At 73.7% G+C, this 18906-nt stretch carries 19 protein-coding genes and 1 pseudogene; 5 read left to right on the forward strand and 15 right to left on the reverse strand.

What is annotated here, in order from left to right; genetic code table 11:
- Window positions 1-58: 58 nt before the first annotated feature.
- Window positions 59-1285, forward strand: coding sequence for an exodeoxyribonuclease VII large subunit (xseA, locus tag BLU42_RS13410; protein ID WP_091075148.1), 1227 nt, complete (start codon window positions 59-61; stop codon window positions 1283-1285).
- Window positions 1282-1515, forward strand: coding sequence for an exodeoxyribonuclease VII small subunit (locus tag BLU42_RS13415; protein ID WP_091075150.1), 234 nt, complete (start codon window positions 1282-1284; stop codon window positions 1513-1515). Before xseA ends, BLU42_RS13415 begins: the two co-directional genes overlap by 4 nt.
- Window positions 1516-1544: 29 nt before the next feature.
- On the opposite strand, the gene BLU42_RS13420 is transcribed toward BLU42_RS13415, so the two are convergent.
- The gene (locus tag BLU42_RS13420; protein WP_157719974.1) at window positions 1545-2102 is read right to left on the reverse strand and encodes a DUF4245 domain-containing protein; all 558 of its coding nucleotides are present in this window, start codon (window positions 2100-2102) and stop codon (window positions 1545-1547) included.
- A 64-nt stretch (window positions 2103-2166) separates the two neighbouring features.
- Here BLU42_RS13420 and BLU42_RS13425 point away from each other — a divergent pair, with 64 nt between their 5' ends.
- The gene (locus BLU42_RS13425) at window positions 2167-2874 is read left to right on the forward strand and encodes a polyamine aminopropyltransferase (RefSeq protein WP_231918147.1); all 708 of its coding nucleotides are present in this window, start codon (window positions 2167-2169) and stop codon (window positions 2872-2874) included.
- A gap of 31 nt (window positions 2875-2905) precedes the next feature.
- Window positions 2906-4312, forward strand: a complete 1407-nt coding sequence (locus BLU42_RS13430) for a class II fumarate hydratase (RefSeq protein WP_091075157.1) — start codon at window positions 2906-2908, stop codon at window positions 4310-4312.
- Between the two features lie 3 nt (window positions 4313-4315).
- Here the strand turns inward: BLU42_RS13430 and BLU42_RS13435 are convergent, their stop codons facing one another.
- From BLU42_RS13435 to BLU42_RS13480, 10 genes and pseudogenes are all read right to left on the reverse strand, one after another.
- Complete coding sequence (locus BLU42_RS13435) at window positions 4316-5272, reverse strand: sugar kinase (RefSeq protein WP_091075159.1); 957 nt, start codon at window positions 5270-5272, stop codon at window positions 4316-4318.
- Window positions 5273-5302: 30 nt separating this feature from the next.
- A complete protein-coding gene (locus BLU42_RS13440) occupies window positions 5303-6103 on the reverse strand; it encodes an enolase C-terminal domain-like protein (RefSeq protein ID WP_331715275.1) in 801 nt (266 codons plus the stop codon).
- A 99-nt stretch (window positions 6104-6202) separates the two neighbouring features.
- Window positions 6203-6502: pseudogene (locus BLU42_RS21615) on the reverse strand (hypothetical protein); the annotation flags it as partial.
- 98 nt (window positions 6503-6600) lie between these two features.
- Window positions 6601-7632 carry a LacI family DNA-binding transcriptional regulator gene (locus tag BLU42_RS13445; protein ID WP_091075163.1) on the reverse strand — a complete coding sequence of 344 codons (1032 nt, stop codon included), beginning with the start codon at window positions 7630-7632 and terminating at the stop codon, window positions 6601-6603.
- Between the two features lie 41 nt (window positions 7633-7673).
- On the reverse strand, window positions 7674-8633 hold the full coding sequence (locus tag BLU42_RS13450; RefSeq protein ID WP_091075165.1) for an aldo/keto reductase: 960 nt from the start codon (window positions 8631-8633) through the stop codon (window positions 7674-7676).
- A 223-nt stretch (window positions 8634-8856) separates the two neighbouring features.
- Window positions 8857-9618, reverse strand: a complete 762-nt coding sequence (locus tag BLU42_RS13455) for an aggregation-promoting factor C-terminal-like domain-containing protein (RefSeq protein ID WP_091075167.1) — start codon at window positions 9616-9618, stop codon at window positions 8857-8859.
- 97 nt (window positions 9619-9715) lie between these two features.
- Window positions 9716-10378, reverse strand: a complete 663-nt coding sequence (locus tag BLU42_RS21440) for an aggregation-promoting factor C-terminal-like domain-containing protein (RefSeq protein WP_231918148.1) — start codon at window positions 10376-10378, stop codon at window positions 9716-9718.
- Window positions 10379-10566: 188 nt separating this feature from the next.
- On the reverse strand, window positions 10567-11913 hold the full coding sequence (locus BLU42_RS13465) for a PhoH family protein (RefSeq protein WP_407940189.1): 1347 nt from the start codon (window positions 11911-11913) through the stop codon (window positions 10567-10569).
- A gap of 254 nt (window positions 11914-12167) precedes the next feature.
- Entirely contained in the window at window positions 12168-12476 is a 309-nt protein-coding gene (locus BLU42_RS13470) for an endonuclease domain-containing protein (RefSeq protein ID WP_157719975.1), read from the reverse strand.
- A gap of 693 nt (window positions 12477-13169) precedes the next feature.
- Window positions 13170-13976, reverse strand: coding sequence for an isoprenyl transferase (locus BLU42_RS13480; protein WP_231918149.1), 807 nt, complete (start codon window positions 13974-13976; stop codon window positions 13170-13172).
- Window positions 13977-14096: 120 nt separating this feature from the next.
- Between BLU42_RS13480 and trhA the strand changes: the two genes are divergently transcribed.
- Entirely contained in the window at window positions 14097-14807 is a 711-nt protein-coding gene (gene trhA / locus BLU42_RS13485; protein WP_091075176.1) for a PAQR family membrane homeostasis protein TrhA, read from the forward strand.
- Here the strand turns inward: trhA and BLU42_RS13490 are convergent.
- The 4 genes from BLU42_RS13490 to mca form a co-directional block, all read right to left on the reverse strand.
- Complete coding sequence (locus BLU42_RS13490; protein WP_091075178.1) at window positions 14792-16810, reverse strand: thioredoxin domain-containing protein; 2019 nt, start codon at window positions 16808-16810, stop codon at window positions 14792-14794. The two genes, trhA and BLU42_RS13490, sit on opposite strands and share 16 nt — an antisense overlap.
- 129 nt (window positions 16811-16939) lie before the next feature.
- Window positions 16940-17689, reverse strand: coding sequence for a VIT1/CCC1 transporter family protein (locus BLU42_RS13495; RefSeq protein WP_331715276.1), 750 nt, complete (start codon window positions 17687-17689; stop codon window positions 16940-16942).
- A 4-nt stretch (window positions 17690-17693) separates the two neighbouring features.
- A complete protein-coding gene (locus tag BLU42_RS13500) occupies window positions 17694-17918 on the reverse strand; it encodes a hypothetical protein (RefSeq protein WP_091075182.1) in 225 nt (74 codons plus the stop codon).
- A 72-nt stretch (window positions 17919-17990) separates the two neighbouring features.
- On the reverse strand, window positions 17991-18899 hold the full coding sequence (mca, locus tag BLU42_RS13505) for a mycothiol conjugate amidase Mca (RefSeq protein ID WP_231918151.1): 909 nt from the start codon (window positions 18897-18899) through the stop codon (window positions 17991-17993).
- Between the last annotated feature and the right edge of the window lie 7 nt (window positions 18900-18906).

Here is an 18906-nt window from a genome sequence, read left to right on the forward strand (position 1 = left end):
TCTACTGAGCGCGACGCGGACCCCAGGACTGTCGGCCGTGATCACTACAGTTCCCCGCGTGGCCCTCGAGTCGTCGCCGGAGAACCCGCAGCCGCTGCGGCGCGTGGCGCACCTCGTCCGCGGCTGGATCGAGCGGCTCGGGCCGGTCTGGGTCGAGGCCCAGCTCATCGAGGTGAGCCGGGGGCGTGGCCGCACGATCTTCCTCACCCTGCGCGACCGGCTCGCCGAGGTGTCGGTGTCGGCGACGGTCTCGCCGACGACCTTCGACGCCGCCGGTCCGCTCACCGAGGGCTCGACGGTCGTCGCGCGGCTCAAGCCGTCGTACTACGAGCAGTCCGGCCGCCTGACCTTCGCCTGCGACGCGCTGACGCCGGTCGGCGAGGGCCGGCTCCTCGCGCGCCTCGAGCAGACCAAGCGGCTGCTGCAGGCGGAGGGGCTCTTCGACGCCGCCCGCAAGAAGCGGTTGCCGTTCCTCCCCCGCGCCGTCGGGCTGATCACCGGCGCGGGCAGCGCCGCCGAGCGCGACGTCGTCGAGAACGCGCGGCGACGCTGGCCGGGCGTCCAGATCGAGGTCCGCCACGCCCTGGTCCAGGGCGCGCAGGCGGCCGAGCAGGTGATGGCCGCGCTCGACCGGCTCGACGCCCTGCCCGAGGTCGAGGTGATCGTCGTCGCGCGCGGTGGCGGTTCGCTGGAGGACCTGCTCCCCTTCTCCGACGAGGGGCTCGTCCGTGCCGTGTTCGCGGCCCGGACCCCGGTCGTGAGCGCCATCGGCCACGAGAGCGACAACCCGATCCTCGACCTGGTCGCCGACGTGCGCGCCTCGACCCCGACCGACGCGGCCAAGCGTGTGGTGCCCGACGTGACCGAGGAGCGCCAGCGCATCGCCGCGGTCGGCGCCCGGCTCGACCACCTCGTCGACGCCCTGCTGGCCCGCCAGTCCGAGGCCCTGCGTGCCCTCCGGTCCCGACCGGTGCTGGTCGACCCGACCGGCTCGTTCACGGTGCACGACCGGCAGGTCGCCGAGGCGCGCGGGCGCGCCCTGCGCGCGGTCAGCGCGATGGTCGAGCGCGAAACCGTGGCGGTCGGTCACCACCTCGCCCGCGTACGGGCGATGTCACCCAAGGCCACGCTGGAGCGCGGCTACGCCATCGTCGTCGGGCCGGAGGGCCACGCGCTCACCTCGGTGACCGACGTCGACCCCGGCGACGACCTGCTCACCTACCTCGCGGACGGGCAGCTGACCGTCGAGGTCCGAGACGTACGACCGGGACGGAGCGCAGCATGAGCCCAGCCGAGCAGGCCGGCACGCAGCCGGAGCTGACCTACGAGCAGGCCCGCGACGAGCTGCTGACGGTGGTGCAGCGCCTGGAGTCCGGCGGCGTGCCGCTCGACGAGTCGCTGCGGCTGTGGGAGCGCGGCGAGGAGCTGGCCGCGGCCTGCCAGCGGTGGCTCGACGGGGCCCGCGCCCGGGTCGAGGCGGCGCGCCGAGCGCGCACGCCGGACGAGGCCGACTGACCGGCGCCCTCGCGGCTGCGGAGCAGGGGTCAGGAGCCGGAGGTCGAGAGGATCCCGGCGTAGGTCTCCAGGCCCTCGTAGGGGAGGTCGCCGCTGACGATCGTCGTGACCTGCGGTGAGCGCTGGACGAGCGACCGCGTACGCCCGTCGTCGCTGACCAGGCGCTCCCACGTCTGGTCGCCCACGGTGCTCTGCCCGTCGGGGAGGCCCTTGCGCGTCTGGTCGCTGACCAGCTCGTCGGGCTTGAGGTCGCCCTGCGTCAGGGAGATGAAGACGTCGTCGGTGGTGAGGAAGCCGAGCTTCCACAGGTTGCGGACCGACGGGTCGCCGTTCAGGTAGGGCTCGCCCACCTTGACCCAGGTGGCCTGGGTGGCCCGCCACCCCGGCGGCACGTTGACCGGGGCCAGCACGGGGAAGGGCGCCTCGGCCCGCGCCTGCGCCGCGACCGGCTGCCAGTCGACGACCGTCACCGGGGCGTCCTCGAGGTTGCGCGTGAAGAAGAGCGTGACCAGCACGAGCGGGATGATGATGACGACGAGCGACCTGATCAGGTCGCCCATCGTCGCTGGTTTCTTCGCCCGTGCCACGCCGTCATCCTCTCGCACCGCGCCAAGTCACCGGGCACAGTGCGCGCACGGGAGGATGCTCGGCGTGGACGAGGTCGTGGAACTGGGACGCGCCCAGGGCGAGCGCGGCGAGGTCCTGCTGCGCCGTCGTGGGCCAGAGCAGGGCGGGGTCGAGGAGCTCGTCGTCAACGGGGCCTTCGCGATGGACAGCACCGAGACCCACAGCGAGCGCGAGCTAGGGCGGCTCGCCGGCGGGGCACCGCACGTGCTGGTCGGCGGGCTCGGGCTGGGCTACACCGTCGCCGCCGTGCTGGACGAGGCCGACCGGCTCGATGCGGATGTCCGGGTGGACGTCGTCGAGCTGGAACCGGCCCTCGTCGTCTGGGCGAGCGAGGCGCGGACGCGGACGCTGGCGCGGGCGGCGAGCGATCCGCGGGTGAGGCTGCACGTCGGTGACGTTGCCGGCGTGCTTGACGTCGACGGCCGCCAGACCCAGGGCTCGCCGGGGCCGCACGGCCCCTGGGACGCGGTCCTGCTCGACGTCGACAACGGCCCCGACTTCCTCATCCACGCGGCCAACCACGCCCTCTACGCCGAGGCCGGGCTGCGCGCCTCGTACGCGCGCCTCGCCCCCGGCGGCCTGCTGGCGGTCTGGTGCCAGGCCCCGTCTCCCCCGCTGCTGGCCGCCCTGCGGAACCTCCACCCGTCGGCCGCCGAGACCCTGCTCGAGGTGCGGCGCGAGGGCCGGACGTTCACGTACGCGATCGAGACGGTGCGTCGTCCACCCGCCTGAGCGCCCGGCGCGGGTGCGGCAGGATGAGGCCATGGCCAGCGCTGAGACCAGTGAGTTCCGGATCGAGCACGACACGATGGGCGAGGTCCAGGTCCCGCGCGACGCGCTGTGGAAGGCCCAGACCCAGCGCGCGGTCGAGAACTTCCCGATCTCCGGCACCCCGATCGAGCCGGCGCTCGTCGCCGCGCTCGGCCTGATCAAGGGCGCGGCCGCGCGGACCAACGCCCGCCTCGGCCGCCTCGACCAGCCCCGGGCCGACGCCATCGCCGCGGCCGCGGCGCAGGTCGCCGAGGGCGCGCACGACGCCGAGTTCCCCATCGACGTCTTCCAGACCGGCTCGGGCACCTCGAGCAACATGAACGCCAACGAGGTCATCGCGAGCCTGGCCAGCGCGAGCCTCGGTGACGACGTCCACCCGAACGACCACGTCAACGCCTCGCAGTCGAGCAACGACGTCTTCCCGAGCGCGATCCACATCGCCACGACGCAGGGCCTGCTGCAGACGCTCGTCCCGGCGCTCGAGCACCTGGCGACCTCGCTGGAGGGCAAGGCGGCGGAGTTCGCCGAGGTCGTCAAGAGCGGCCGCACCCACCTCATGGACGCGACGCCGGTGACCCTCGGGCAGGAGTTCGGCGGGTACGCCGCGCAGGTCCGCTACGGCGTCGAGCGCGTGCAGGCGGTCGTGCCCCGCGTCGCCGAGCTCCCCCTCGGCGGGACCGCGGTCGGGACGGGCATCAACATGCCACGCGGCTTCGCGGCCGAGGTCATCGGCGACATCGCCGGGCAGACCGGGCTGCCGCTGACCGAGGCGCGCAACCACTTCGAGGCGCAGGGCGCGCGCGACGGGCTCGTCGAGGCCTCCGGCGCGCTCAAGACCATCGCGGTCGGGCTCAACAAGATCGCCAACGACATCCGCTGGATGGGCTCGGGCCCCCGCGCCGGCCTCGGCGAGATCGCCCTGCCCGACCTGCAGCCGGGCAGCTCGATCATGCCGGGCAAGGTCAACCCGGTCCTCTGCGAGGCGATGACCCAGGTCTGCGCGCAGGTGATCGGCAACGACGCGGCCGTGACCTTCTCCGGCGCGGCCGGCGCCTTCGAGCTCAACGTGATGCTCCCGGTCATGGCCCGCAACGTGCTCGAGTCGATCCGCCTGCTCGCCAACATCAGCACGGTCTTCGCCGACCGCTGCGTCGACGGGATCACGGCCAACGTGGAGCACTGCCGCTTCCTCGCCGAGTCGAGCCCCTCGATCGTCACGCCGCTCAACCGCTACATCGGCTACGAGGCGGCGGCGTCGGTCGCGAAGCAGGCGCTCAAGGAGTCGAAGACGATCCGCGAGGTCGTCGTCGAGCGCGGGTTCGTCACCGACGGCAAGCTCACCGAGGACCAGCTCGACGCGGCTCTCGACGTGCTGTCGATGACCCGCCCGCCCGCCTGAGGTTCAGCGGCTCCGCAGCAGGGCGTCGACCTCGGCCCGCGAGGGCATGGCGTCGAGGTCGCCGGCCCGCGTCGTGACCAGCGCGCCCACGGCGGCCGCCCGGTCGAGCCGGTCCTGGAACCCCTCGCCGGCGAGCATCCCGGCGAGGTACCCGGCCGCGAACCCGTCACCGGCGCCGACCGAGTCGACCGGGCGCACCGGGAAGCGGCGCGAGCGGACCACCTCGGCTCCGAGCGACCCTCCTGCGGCGCCCTCGGCACCGAGCTTGACCGCCACCTCGCCCGCCCCGCGACCGCAGTAGAAGGCCATCACCTCCTCGGGGTCGTCGGTACCCGTCAGGAGCCGGGCCTCGGCCGCACCCGGCAGCACCACGTCGGCGCGTGCCGCGACGCCGTTCACCACCTTGCGCATCTCGTCGCGGTCGGGCCACAGGGGCAGCCGGAGGTTGGGGTCGAAGGAGACGGTGCAGCCGGCAGACCGCGCCGCGTCGAGCAGGAGCAGCGTCGCCTCCCTGGTCGCGGCGGAGACGCCGAGCGTGATGCCGGTCAGGTGCACGTGCGCGACCCGCCGCAGCAGGTCGCTCACCTCGGGCACGACCGCGCCGGCGCCGCGCGCGAAGGCGGTGTCGTGGCGGAACTGCAGCACCTCGGGGTCGCCCGTGCCGGCGCCGGCCTTGAACATCACGGCGGTCGGGCCGGGAGCCCGCCGCAGCAGGGCCGGCACCTCGAGCTCGTCGAGGCGGGCGGCCGCGAAGTCACCGTGCGCGTCCTCGCCGAGCACGGTCGCGTACGTCGCGCGGACACCGAGCCGCCCGAGCCCCACGGCGACGTTCAGGTCCGCGCCGCCCAGGAACCGCGTGAACGCGGTCGCCGCCGCGAGGGACGCCTGTCCGGAGGCGTAGCCGACCAGCGCCTCGCCGAAGGTCAGCACCCCGCTCCGCGGCCGCGGTTCCTCACCCATCGGCTCCCCCTCCGTCCGTCCTCGGCCCGCTCAGTCGAAGAAGTCCTGGTCCTCCGGCCGCAGGTAGGCCCGGGTCGCGTCCTCGTCGAAGGTCACGCCCAGCCCGGGCGCGTCCCCGACCGCCACGAACCCGTCCTGCACGATCGGCGTCGGCAGCCCGGTGACGATCTCGTACCACCAGGGGTGCTCGGCGACCGGGTACTCGAAGGCGATGAAGTTGTCGGGCAGGGTCGCGCAGACCTGGACGAGCGCGGCGAGACCGAGCACCCCGTCGAGCACGCCGTGCGGCGCCATCTGCACGCCGTGGAGGTCGGCCAGCTCGGCGACACGCTTGAGCTCGGCGAGCCCGCCGACGTCCATCGGATCGGGCCCGACGACGCGCACGGCTTTCCGCTCGACGAGCTCCTGGAAGTTCTGGCGCAGGTAGATCTGCTCGCCCGTGTGCGTCGGCGTGGTGGTGGCGACCGTGACCTCGCGGTACTGGTCGGCGTGCACCCACGGCACGTAGTCGCCGGTCAGCAGGTCCTCGCCCCAGAGGATCCCCAGCGGCTCGACGGCCCGCATGACGCGGATCGCGTCCGACACCGTCCAGCCCGGACCCATGTCGAGGGCGAGGCCGACCTCGTCGCCGAGGACGTCCTTCATCGCCTCCACGCAGCGGACCGTGTGCTTCAGGCCCTTCTCGGTCAGCGGGCCGCGGTTGGGGTGGCGGGGTCCGGTGCGCTGGTCCCCGAGCATGAAGCCGGCGACGTTCTGGCTCATGAAGCCGTGGAAGCCGACGCCCTCCTTGATGATCGTGAAGCCCTCGGGCGCCGCCTTCATCTCGGCCATCGCCGCGGCGTAGTGCTCGGGCTCGTGGCCCTCGAGGACCGGCCGGACGCCGCCGTTGTAGACGCGGACCCGGTCGCGCACCTTGCCGCCGAGCAGCTTGTGGACGGGGATGCCGTACGCCTTGCCCGTCAGGTCGTGCAGCGCCACCTCGAGGGCGGAGACCACGCTCCCCCACGGCTTGAACGCGGCGAAGCGGCGGATCTTGAGCATGCAGCGCTCGATGTCGGTGGGGTCCTCGCCGAGGAGGAAGGGTTCGTACATCGGCACGACCGTGGCCATGTACGGCTTGGACGACTCGATCTGGCTGTAGCCGTCGACGCCGGCGTCGGTGGCCACGCGGATCACCGGGCTGTCGCCGAGCAGCGCGCAGCGGATGGCCGTGATCTTCATGCCGACGGGCTCCCTCGCTCGTGGTCGGACGCGCCGCCGTCCTCGACGGTCGGCAGGTCGAAACCGGTTTCGGCGACGCTAGCAGAGCGCCTCGCGCGCGCGGGCCGTCACCCCGCCGACTCCCGCACCACGAGCACCGGGTCGGCGAAGGCCGGCGGCTCCTCGACCTGCTCGCCGAGGATCCCGAGCAGCCGGGTCGCGCAGCGCACGCCGAGGCCGAAGACGTCCTGGGAGACGGTGGTCAGCGCCGGGGTGAACCAGCGGCTCACCGACAGGTCGTCGTGCCCGACCACCGCGACGTCGTCGGGGATCCGCAGCCCCGCGGCGTTGATGGCCCGGCAGCCGGCCAGCGCCATCTGGTCGTTGTCGTAGAGGATCGCGGTCGGGGGCTGCGGCTGCGCGAGCAGCGCGGCCGTCGCAGCGAACCCCTCCTCGGCCGACGCGTCGGTCTGGCGGATGCCGACGAGCGCGGTGCCGCAGTCGGCGACCGCCTGCACCAGCGTCCTGGTGCGGTAGACCACGTAGGACCGGCTCGGCGGACCGCAGACGTACGCGATCCGGTCCCGCCCGCGGGCGACGAGGTGGCGGACCGCCTCGTCCATGCCGCCGCCGGGGTGCTCCGGGCCCTCCCAGGGCAGGTCGACCGGCGACCACGGCCGGCTGACCACGACCGCGGGCAGGCCCAGCTCCTTCACCAGGCCGAAGCGGTAGTCGTCGACGCTGGTCTCGGCCACCAGGACGCCGTCGACGCGGTGGGAGTGGGCGAGCTCGCGGTAGGTCGCGGCCTCCTCCTCCGGACTCGCGTGGGTGCCGATACGCAGCAGCAGCCAGTAGCCGTGCCGGGCGAGCACCGACTCGATGCCCGAGACCAGCTCGGCGTGGTATGGGTCGGCGGCGAGCAGGTCGGGGCGCCGGTCGAGGATGAACCCCACCGTTCGCGTGCGCCCGGCCAGCGCGACGGCCCGGGCCGACGGCCGCCAGCCCGCGAGCTCGGCGATCTTGAGGACGCGCTGCCGGGCCTCCTCGGAGATGCCCGGCTGGTTGTTGACGGCCTTGGAGACCGTCGCCTTGGAGCACCCCGCGAGCAGCGCGATGTCGGAGATGGTGACCCGCCGCTGTCCCTCGGCGCTCCTCGTCATGACGACTCCCCTTCGCCGGCCGCCGCGACGCTGCTGCGGGCTCAGTCCTCGCCGAAGTCGACGGGCGGGGTCCCGAGCTGCTCCACAGCATCCCAGAAGCCGTCCGGGATCACGCGCTCCGCGAGCACGCGCGTCTGCTCGACCCGTCCAGGCACCGACGTGCCCACCAGGGTCGTCGAGACGGACGGGTTGCGCAGCGAGAACTGCAGCGCGGCGGCCGGCAGCGGGACGTCCCACTCCCGGCAGACAGCGTCCAGCCGCTCGACGAAGCCGAGCACCTCCGCGGGTGCCGGCTCGTAGGCGTACGTCGACCCGGGGCGCGGGCCCCGGGCGAGCAGCCCGCCGCCGAAGGCCGCGCCGTTGAGCACGCCGAGGCCGCGCTCGGCCCAGGCGTCGATGAGGTCGGCCGCCGAGCGGTTGAGCAGCGTGTAGCGGTTGTGCGTGAGGACCACGTCGAAGACGCCGGTGCCGACGTACGCGTCGACGAGCGAGAGCGGTCCGGCCGCGATGCCGAGGTGCCCGACCGCGCCCTCGTCGCGCAGCCGCACCAGCGCCGACACCGCACCGCCGGGGCCCATGGCGTCGGCGAAGGAGACCGTGTACGGGTCGTGCAGCTGGTAGAGCGGGAAGTGGTCGAGCCCGGTGCGGCGCGTCGACTCCTCGAAGGAGCGCAGCACGCGGTCGTGGTCGAAGGCGCCCGTGGTGAGGTCGCGGTCGGCCTTCGTCGCGAGCAGCTGCCCCTCGGGGAGCGTGCCGCCCAGGGCGGCGAGACCGGCGCCGAGCGCCGCCTCGCTGCGCCCCTGGCCGTAGCTGTTGGAGCTGTCGACGAGGCGGAACGGGCCGGTGAGCATCACCCGCGCGGTCTCGGCGGCCTGCTCGCTCGGCGGCTCGCCCTGCGGCCGGTCCTGGCCGAGCGTCGAGGCGCCGAGCGAGACGGCCGAGACCTGCAGGCCCGTCCGGCCCAGCGGCCGCAGCCCGTCCTGCGTCACCTGTGCCTGCATCGTCGTCCTCCTGGAGCGCGTCACCGAAACCGGTTTCTCACACCCTAGGCGACGATCCGCCACGGAGTGGGCGACCACCACCGGCTGGCGCGCCTCCGCCTGGACTGACGAGGGAGGACGCGCAGCGGGACTCGACCGAGGCGGGAGTCACCGCGTCCGAGCGAGGAGGGAAGGCGGAGGGTTCGAGCGCCAGGCGCGTGCGAGCGGAGCGAGCACAGAGAACTCAGTAGTTCCCCGCCCGCTCCCAGTGCGCCTTGGCGTCGCACGGGCTGCCGTAGCGGCTCTTCATGTAGCTGACGCCCCAGATGATCTGGGTCGCGGGGTTGTCGCGCCAGTCGGACGCGACGCTGGCCATCTTGTCGCCGGGCAGCGACTGCGGCAGCCCGTACGCGCCCGAGCCCGGGTTGGTCGCGTGGACGTTCCAGTTGCTCTCGCGCTTGATGATCCAGTCGAAGCAGGAGAACTCGTCGTCGCCGTAGCTGAACTTGTTCGCCAGGATCTGGCGTGCGATCTCCCGCACGTCGGTCGTGCCGGGCGTGTAGCCCTGGTTGGCGATCGCCGCCTTGCGCGCACGCTCCTGCGCCGCCGCGGCCTCGGCCTCGGCCGCCTCGGCGCGCGCCTTGGCGGCGGCGATCCGGGCCTTGATCGCGGCCTTGTTCTCGGCCGACTGCTTGTCGATGGCGTCGCCCTGCTCACCCAGGCTCAGCGCCCGCTGGTAGGCGGTCTCGGCGGCGACGGCGGCGACGCGGGCACGCTCGGCCTCCTCGTCGTCCCGCGCCGCGGTCGCGGCACGCTCGGCGTCGGCGACGGGGTCCGCGGGCACGTAGGCCACCGGGACGAACTCGCCCGGCGGGGCCGTGCTGGTCACCGGCGGCGGTGCGGCGACGGTCACGTCGTCCGACGACCCGAGGGCGGTGACGCCGGCGGCGACCGTCAGGGCCGCGGCCGCGACCCCGACGAGGCCGTGGCGGAGGGTTCGTCGCACCCACCGAGATTGCCACACCGCAGGGGCGGGCGCGGCCGGTCCGACGTGGCTCGGGGACGGGCCGGGGTCGGCCGGGCCGCTCCCGGCGGACGCGGGCCTAGTAGTTGCCGGCGCTCTGCCAGTGCGACTTGGCGGCGCAGGGGCTGCCGTAGCGGTCCTTCATGTACTTCGCGCCCCAGATGATCTGCGTGGCCGGGTTGTCACGCCAGTCGGACGCGACGCTGGCCATCTTGCTGCCCGGCAGCGACTGCGGCAGCCCGTACGCGCCCGAGCCCGGGTTGGTGGCGTGGACGTTCCAGTTGCTCTCGTGCTTGATGATCCAGTCGAAGCAGGAGAACTGGTCGGAGCCGTAGCCGAACTTGTTGTCGAGGATCTGGCGGGCCATCTCGCGCGGGTCGGTCGTGCCGGCCTCGTAGCCCTGCGCCTTGATCGCGGCCTTGCGTTTCGCCTCGGCGGCCTTGGCGGCGGCCTTCGCCTTGGCGGCGGCCTCGGCCTTCGCCTTGGCCCGCGCCTTCTTGATGCCGTCGGAGGTCTTGTCGATGACGTCGCCCTGGGTGTCGAGGTTCGACGCGCGCTGCGTGGCCGCGGTGGCGACGGACTGGGCGATCCGGGTGCGCTCGGCGTCGCGGTTCTCACGGTCGGCCGCGGCACCGCGCTGGGCCTCGAGGGCCGGGTCGACGGACGCGACGACCGGGGCCGGGGCGAGGGTCGTCGCGGGCTCCGCGAGCGTCGTCGTCGTGGGCGCGCCGAGCGCGGTCACCCCCGCGACGACGGCGAAGGTCGCGGCTCCTATCCCAGCAAGGCCATGACGGACGAGTCGACGCACCGGAAGACCATGCCACAGCGCCGTTATCAAAAGGAAATAATCGGATCTTCCGGTCTCCGGAAGATCACGGGCCGGGTCGGAGCCCCCACACGACCTCCTGCGGGGGGCTCCGACCGGTGCCGTCAGACGCCGAGGTCCTCCAGCATGTCGGTGACGAGCGCCGCGATCGGCGAGCGCTCGGACCGGTGCAGGGTGACGTGGGCGAAGAGCGGGTGGCCCTTGAGCTTCTCGACGACGGCGGCGACGCCGTCGTGGCGGCCCACCCGGAGGTTGTCGCGCTGGGCGACGTCGTGGGTCAGCACGACGCGGGAGTCCTGGCCGATCCGGCTGAGCACGGTGAGGAGCACGTTGCGCTCCAGCGACTGCGCCTCGTCGACGATCACGAAGGCGTCGTGCAGCGAACGGCCGCGGATGTGGGTCAGCGGCAGCACCTCGAGCAGCCCGCGGTCCATGACCTCCTCGATGACGGGCTTGGAGGTGACCGCGCCCAGGGTGTCGAAGACGGCCTGGGCCCAGGGCGCCATCTTCTCGCCCTCCGAGCCCGGCAGGTAGCCGAGGTCCTGCCCGCCCACCGCGTACAGGGGACGGAACACGACGACCTTGGAGTGCTGGCGCCGCTCGAGCACCGACTCGAGCCCGGCGCACAGCGCGAGCGCCGACTTGCCGGTGCCCGCCCGACCGCCGAGCGAGACGATGCCGACGCTCGGGTCCAGCAGCAGGTCGAGCGCCACCCGCTGCTCGGCGGAGCGGCCGTGGACGCCGAACGCGTCGCGGTCCTTGACCAGGCGCAGCTCCTTGTCCGGGGTGACCCGGGCCAGCGCGGTGGAGCTCGAGCCGAGCAGCACGACCCCGGTGTGGCAGGGCAGCGCCCGGGCGGCCTCGAGGTCGAGCGTCCCCGCGTCGTACAGGGCGTCGAGCTCGGCGCTGGTGGCGTCGAGCTCGACCATGCCGGTCCAGCCGCTGCTCACGGTGAGCTCGGCGCGGTACTCCTCGGCGCGCAGCCCGACCGAGGCCGCCTTGACCCGCATCGGCAGGTCCTTGGAGACCAGGGTGACGTCGCGGCCCTCGTTGGCGTAGTTCAGGGCCACGGCGAGGATGCGGGAGTCGTTGTCGCCCAGCCGGAAGCCCGACGGCAGCGCGCTCGGGTCGGTGTGGTTCAGCTCGACGTGGAGCGTGCCGCCCTCGTCGTTGGCCGGGACCGGCGCGTCGAGACGGCCGTGGGCGACGCGCAGGTCGTCGAGGTGACGCAGCGCGGTGCGGGCGAAGTAGCCCAGCTCGGCGTCGTGGCGCTTGCCCTCGAGCTCGGTCACGACGACCAGCGGGAGGACGACGTCGTGCTCGGCGAAGCGCTTGAGGGCGCTCGGGTCCGACAGCAGGACGGAGGTGTCGATCACGTAGGTGATGCGGTCGGTGGTGGTGGTGCCCGAAGCGAGAGACGGTGCGGATGAAGACACGGGTCTGCCCTTCACGGGGGCCGCACGCCATCGCGTCCGGCCCCACGGATCACGTGGTCGGCCGGGTGAGATGACGGACCGCGAGCGGTCCGAGGGTCCTGCCCGTCAGGTGACGGAGCATGCATCGCCTCCCAGGCGGGTCCGCTTCCCCACGGCCCCGCACGGACGACGCTACGTCGCTCAGCAAGGGTTCAGGACCCGCCACGCCGGGCCGGCCGGCGCGCCACCGCGCCTGTCACCGCACGGTCACGTGCCTGTCACCCGTCCGCTCATTTTTCGACCCGAGATCGCGACGCGCGCTGCACCTGCAGCGTGGGCGAGCGGCTCTGCCACCACCTCGGGTCGCCGATCGAGCAGGTCGCCTCGGTGACCGTCTCCACGAACTGCTCCGGACGGTCCTCGAGGAGCCGCCAGGTGAAGCGCAGGACCGTCCAGCCCTCGAGGACGAGGACGTTCTGCCGCAGCCGGTCGCTCTCGAACAGTCCCCGATCGGTCTGGTGGATCCGGCCGTCGATCTCGACCACGAGCTTCAGACCGGGGAAGCCGATGTCCAGGAAGTAGCGCCGTCCGCGGAGCACGACCGGGAGGTTCGCCCTCCAGCCGTCGATGCGCCTGCCGCAGGAGCCGGTGCGCGAGCCGCTCGGCCGCTGACCACGGCTCGTCCCGCGAGTCGAGCAGCAAGGCCCTCCGGTCGGCGTTGCCGCTGCGCGAGGCGGTCAGGCGGAGCGCCTGGTGGAGCTCGTCGAGCGTGGCGGCCCGGGTCCGGAGCACCTGGTCGAGCGCGTCCGCCCCCAGCACACCGCACAGGTCGAGCGCCGTGAGGCTGGGTGCGGTCACCGCCAGCGCGCCGTGCCGGAGCACGAGCTCCGGGTGGATCCGGCGCTTGGCGAAGACGAAGCCGGGCTGCGGCTCCCGGCGTACGGGGACCGCGCACTCGACCACGTCGCCCGGCAGACCGGGCCAGAAGGTCAGCTGAGCGGCCGTCCGTCCGACGAGGACGGCGTCAGGGGTCGACAGCCGCAGGGCGGCGAGGCGGGCGTGGCGGTCATGTGCCGCCCCGGCCGGCGCGTAGACGCCCGGCAGCACGGCGACCAGCTCACCGTCCCTGACCAGCCGGGCGAGGGCCCCGGTCAGGGCCGGGTGGTCCCGGCGGGCCACCACATCCTCGCGTCGGACGATCTCGCGCACCTCGTCGGAGAGCCTCACGCTCCCAGGACGTCAGACCGGTGTTGTCAGAGGTGTTGTCCGGTGGCGTTGTCCACGGGGCTTCGTCAGCGACCGAACCGGCGCTCCCGCTGCCCGTACGCCCGGAGCGCGCGGATGAAGTCGACCTTGCGGAAGTCGGGCCACAGGGCCTCGCAGAAGTAGAACTCGCTGTGCGCCGACTGCCACATGAGGAAGCCGGAGAGCCGCTGCTCCCCGGAGGTCCGGATGATGAGGTCGGGGTCGGGCTGGCCGCGGGTGTAGAGGTGCTCGGCGATGTGCTCGATGTCGAGCGTCTTGGCCAGGGCCTCGATCGGGGTGCCCCGGCGGGCCTCCTCGGCCAGCAGCGACCGGACGGCGTCGCGCAGCTCGTGCCGGCCGCCGTAGGAGACGGCGATGTTGACCACCATCCCGTCGACCTCGGAGGTCTCGGTGTCGACGCTTCGCAGGTGCTCGGCGGTCTCGGGTGGTAGCAGGTCGAGCGCGCCGACGGGGTTGACGTGCCAGCGGCCGGTCTCGGCCAGCTCGTCGACCAGCCCCTCGATGACGGCGAGCAGCGGGCCGAGCTCGGCGTCGTCGGCCCGGCTGAAGTTGTCGGTCGACAGCACCCACAGGGTGACCACCGGGATGCCGATCTCGTCGCACCACTCGACGAAGTCGCGCAGCCGCCGCGCGCCGGCCTTGTAGCCCTCGCTCAGCGGGAGGCCGGGGGCGTTGGCCCGGGCCCAGCGGCGGTTGCCGTCGGCGAGGACCGCGACGTGCTGCGGCAGCCGCTCGGTGTCGAGCTCGGCGACGAGGCGGTGCTCGTAGGTCGCGTAGAGCAGACCGCTGGGGTGGAGGCGGTCGAGGTACTCCCGCCACCGGTCTGCACGCACGCCAGGCAGCGTATAGCCGGACCCTGGCTACCCTGGCGAGGTCGCGGGGACCCGCGCCGGGCCGACGCCGACGCCGGTCCCACCAACAGCTCCGAGCGAGCAGCACAGGGGGACCGACCGATGCCCACGACCCTGCCGAACGCCTCCGCCCGGCCCGGCCGCGACGCGCCGGACGGCGTCGCCGACGTCGTCCGCGAGGTGAAGCCGCGGCTGCGCGGCTGGCTCCACACCGGCATGGCCCCGCTCGCGCTCGCGGCCGGGATCGTCCTGGTCGCCCTCGCCCCGACGACCGCCGGTGTGGTCGGCGGCGCGGTGTTCCTGGCCGCCTCCGTGCTGCTGTTCGGGACGAGCGGGCTCTACCACCGCTTCTACTGGGGCGCCCGTGGCGAGGCCGTGCTGCGGCGGATGGACCACGCGAACATCTACGTCTTCATCGCCGCGACGTACACGCCGCTGGCGCTGCTGCTGCTCGACGGCGGGTCGCGGGTCGCGCTGCTCGTCATGATCTGGACCTCCGCGCTCGGCGGGCTGCTGTTCCGGACGCTGTGGCTCTCGGCGCCCCGCTGGCTCTACACCGCCCTCTACCTGGTGATGGCCTGGGCCGCGGTCGGCTGGATGGGGTCCTTCTACGCCGCCGGCGGCGCGGCCGTGGTGGCGCTCATCCTCGGCGGCGGGGTCTTCTACACCGGCGGGGCGATCGTCTACGGGCGCAAGCGGCCCGACCCGTCACCGCGCTGGTTCGGCTTCCACGAGATCTTCCACGCCTGCACGATCGCGGGCTTCGTCTGCCATTACGTCGCGATCTCCCTGGTCACCTACGCCGCCCGCTGAAGCTCGGCGCCCAGCGCCGCCTCGTCGCTGACGGGGAGCCGGCAGACGAACCCCCGGCAGACGTACGCGGTCGGGCGCCCGTCGCGTGCCGTGCGGTCCTCGAGCAGGGCGAACCCGCCCGACCCCTCCGTCGCAGCCACCACCACCGAACCCGCCGGCGCGAGCCGCCAGGCCAGCCGGGCCATCGCGTCGCGCTCGGGACCCTCGGGGCCGACGACCGCGACCTCGACCGGGGCGGCGGACGGCAGCACCTCGCTGACCGCGTCGGCCCACAGCCAGCCCGCGAACCTCGGCGCGCGGCCCACGAGCGCCCCGACCGTCGCCGCCGCCTCGTCGGCGCGGCGGGCGTACGCGTCCTCGCCGGTGAGCCGCGCCATCAGCCGCAGCGCCCGCAGCGCCGAGCTCAGCCCGGACGGCGTCGCGTTGTCGGTCACCTCGTGGGGGCGGGTGTAGAGCGACTCGGCGTCGGCGGCGGTGTCGAAGTAGCCGCCCTTGCCGTCACCGAACTGCTCCTCGACGAGCGCGAGCAGCGTGCGCGACCGTTCGACCCAGACCGGGTCGCCGGTCGCGCAGGCGAGCCGGACGTACGCCGCCGCCAGCGCGCCGTGGTCCTCGAGGATCCCGGTCGCGGTGCCCGCCCGCCCGTCGCGCGACGTGCGCCGCAGGCGCCCGTCCACGAGGTGCAGGTCCCACAGGGTCTGCGCGGCGACCCGCGCGGCCTCCAGCCAGTCCGGCCGGTCGAGGACGACGGCCGCCTCGGCCAGGGCGTCGACGAGCCACCCGTTCCAGGCGGCCACCACCTTGTCGTCGCGGCCCGGCCGCGGGCGCCGCGCGCGGGCCTCGGCGAGCCGCGCGCGCACCGACACCAGCCGCTCGACCTCGCCCTCCCCGGCCCCGAGGCGCTGCAGCGTCGAGGCCCCGTGCTCGAACGTCCCCGCCGTCGTCACCGTGAAGACCTCCGCGGCCCACGCCCCGTCGTGCTCCCCCAGCACCTCGACGAGCTGGTCCGGCGTCCAGGCGTAGTACGCGCCCTCGTGCAGGTGGCCGGCCTCGTCGAGGGAGTCGGCGTCCAGGCTCGCCGCGAACGCGCCCTCCGGCGTCCGCAGCTCGCGCAGCAGCCAGTCGACGGTCTCCTCCACGACCCGCGCGGCGAGCGCGTCGCCCGTGCGCCGCCACAGGTGCGTGTAGACGCCCAGCAGCAGGGCGTTGTCGTACAGCATCTTCTCGAAGTGCGGCACGACCCAGTGCGCGTCGACGCTATAGCGCGCGAAGCCGCCGGCGAGCTGGTCGTAGATCCCGCCGCGGGCCATCGCCGTGCAGGTCCGGTGGGCCATGGCCAGCGTGTCCTCGGAACCGTCACGCAGCAGCGCCTCCAGCACCATCGACGGTGGGAACTTCGGTGCCCGCCCGAAGCCCCCGTACGTCGCGTCGAAGTCCCGCGCGAGCGTGGTGCGGGCGGCCTCGAGCTCGGCCTCGCCCACCGCGCCCGGGGCCGCGATCAGGGCCTGCTCGGCGAGCTGGGTGGCGATGCCGCCCGCGCTCGCCACGACCTCGTCGCGCCGGTCGCGCCAGGCCGAGCCCACCGCGTCGAGGACCTGGACGAAGGCGGGCATGCCCTGCCGCGGCGTGGGCGGGAAGTACGTGCCGGCGTAGAAGGGCCGCCGGTCGGGGGTGAGGAAGACCGTCATCGGCCAGCCGCCCTGCCCGGTCAGCGCCTGCGTCGCCGCCATGTAGACGGTGTCGACGTCGGGCCGCTCCTCGCGGTCGACCTTGACGTTGACGAAGTCGCGGTTCATCCGCGCGGCCGTGGCCTCGTCCTCGAACGACTCGTGCGCCATCACGTGGCACCAGTGGCAGGCGGCGTAGCCGACGCTCAGCAGGACCGGACGGCCGCTCCGCTCGGCCTCGGCGAAGGCGTCGTCGCCCCACTCCCACCACTCGACCGGGTTGCCGGCGTGCTGGAGCAGGTAGGGACTGGTGGCGTGGGCCAACCGGTTCGGCACAGGAGCCTCTCGGGGTCGTCCGGCAGGGCCCCGGTGCGAGGCCCGCCCCTCGGTTCTACCCGCTCGGACGGCCCGTACGCCCCTCGGCCAGGGCCGCGTCTCTCTATTCCGCCGGAACGGAGAGACGACCTAGCCCCCGACCGTCGTCCCCAGCAGCGAGCCGATGGCGAACGTCGCGGCCAGCGCGACCGCACCGCCGACCACGAGCCGCAGCGTGGGCCGCAGGGTCGGGGTCTCGTTGAAGCGGGCGCTGGCGAAACCCGTGACGCCCAGCGCGAGCAGCACCGCCACGAAGGTCAGCGGGACCGCGACCGCGTCGGGCAGCAGCACGATCGCGAGGAAGGGCAGCAGGCCGCCGGTCAGGAAGGCCGCGGCCGACGCGGCCGCCGCCTGCCCCGCACTGACCACGTCGTCCTCGCTGAGGTTCAGCTCGGCCGACAGGTGGGCGCCCAGCGCGTCGTGCGCGGTCAGCTCCACCGCGACCTGGCGGGCGGTCTCGTACGACAGCCCCCGCTCCTGGTAGAGGCCGGTCAGCTCGTCCAGCTCCGCCTCGGGCTCGGCGGCCAGCTCGGCGCGCTCCTTGGCGATGAGCGTGGTCTGGGCGTCGCGCTGGCTGCTGACGGAGACGTACTCGCCGAGCGCCATCGACAGGGCGCCGCCCACGAGGGCGGCCGTCCCCGAGGCGACCAGGGTGTGCGTCGACGCCCCCGCGCCGGCCACCCCGATGACCACGGCGGCGACGGAGACGATGCCGTCGTTGGCGCCCAGGACGCCCGCGCGGAGCCAGTTCAGCTGGCGGGAGAGCCCGGAGGTGGCGTGCGGCTCGTCCTCGTGCGCGCCGGGGACGGCTGACCCGGACGCCGCGTCGATCTCGGTCAGGTCGTCAGGCCTTCGGGCTCGCCGGCTCGCTCGGCGTCGCCGCCGTCTCGCCGCCGGCAGCGGGCGCCTCGGGCATCGGGAACGTCTTCTCGATCTTGCGGAACTGCTTGCGCAGGCTGAAGTAGAGCAGGACGATCGCGGCGCCCAGGACGATCGTGATGATCAGCGGGGTCCACCCCGGCTTCACGATGTTCGGGTCCAGGTCGAGCAGGGTCAGCACGTCGGGCACCTCCTCACGGTGTGGTCTACCTGATGAGCCTACGCGCGCGGGCGCACCCGCCCGGCCCGCGCGGCGGGACGCTCAGCCGGCGACCGGGACCGCGATCCCCGCGAACAGGTCGTCCTCGGGCAGCCGCGTGGCGACCGTGGTCCGGACGAGCTCCCAGTCCTCGGTCGGCCAGGCCTCCTGCTGCAGCTCGAGCGGCACCTGGAAGAAGAAGCCCTCCGGGTCGATCTGCGTCGCGTGCGCGATCAGCGCCCGGTCGCGGACCTCGAAGTACTCCCCGCACGGCACCCGCGTGGTGATGCGGTTCTCCATCTCCGGGTCAGGCTTCCAGTCGCGCAACCGCTCCTCGTACGGCGACTTCAGCCCGCGCGACGTCATGGCCCCGTGAATGGCCGTCGTCTTGTCGAGGTGGAAGCCGAAGGAGTAGTAGAGCTTGGGCACCTGCCAGGCCGCCCCGAGCTCGGGGTGGAAGTCCGGGTCGGCGGCGTGCTCGTACGCGGCCACGCTGATCCGGTTGCACATGATGTGGTCGGGGTGCGGGTAGCCGCCGCGCTCGTCGTAGGTGGTCATGACGTGCGGGCGGAAGCGGCGCACGACCTCGACGAGCGGAAGGCAGGCCTCCTCGGGGTCGAGCGTGCCGAAGCTGCCCTCGGGCAGCGGCGGGAGCGGGTCGCCCTCGGGCAGGCCCGAGTCGACGAACCCCAGCCAGACCTGCTCGATGCCGAGGATGCGGCGGGCGGCGTCCATCTCCTGCCGGCGGATCTCGGCGATGTTGGCCAGCACGTCCGGGCGGTCCATGTTCGGGTTGAGGATCGAGCCGCGCTCTCCCCCGGTGCAGGTCGCCACCATGACCTCCGCGCCCTCGGCCACGTAGCGCGCGGTCGTCGCGGCGCCCTTGCTGGACTCGTCGTCGGGGTGGGCATGCACGTGCAGGAGCCGCAGCCGTTCGCCGCGGTCGTCCGCACGCAGGGCGGGCTGGATCACGCCGGTC

Source organism: Microlunatus sagamiharensis (assembly GCF_900105785.1).
GTDB classification, from domain to species: Bacteria; Actinomycetota; Actinomycetes; order Propionibacteriales; family Propionibacteriaceae; genus Microlunatus; species Microlunatus sagamiharensis.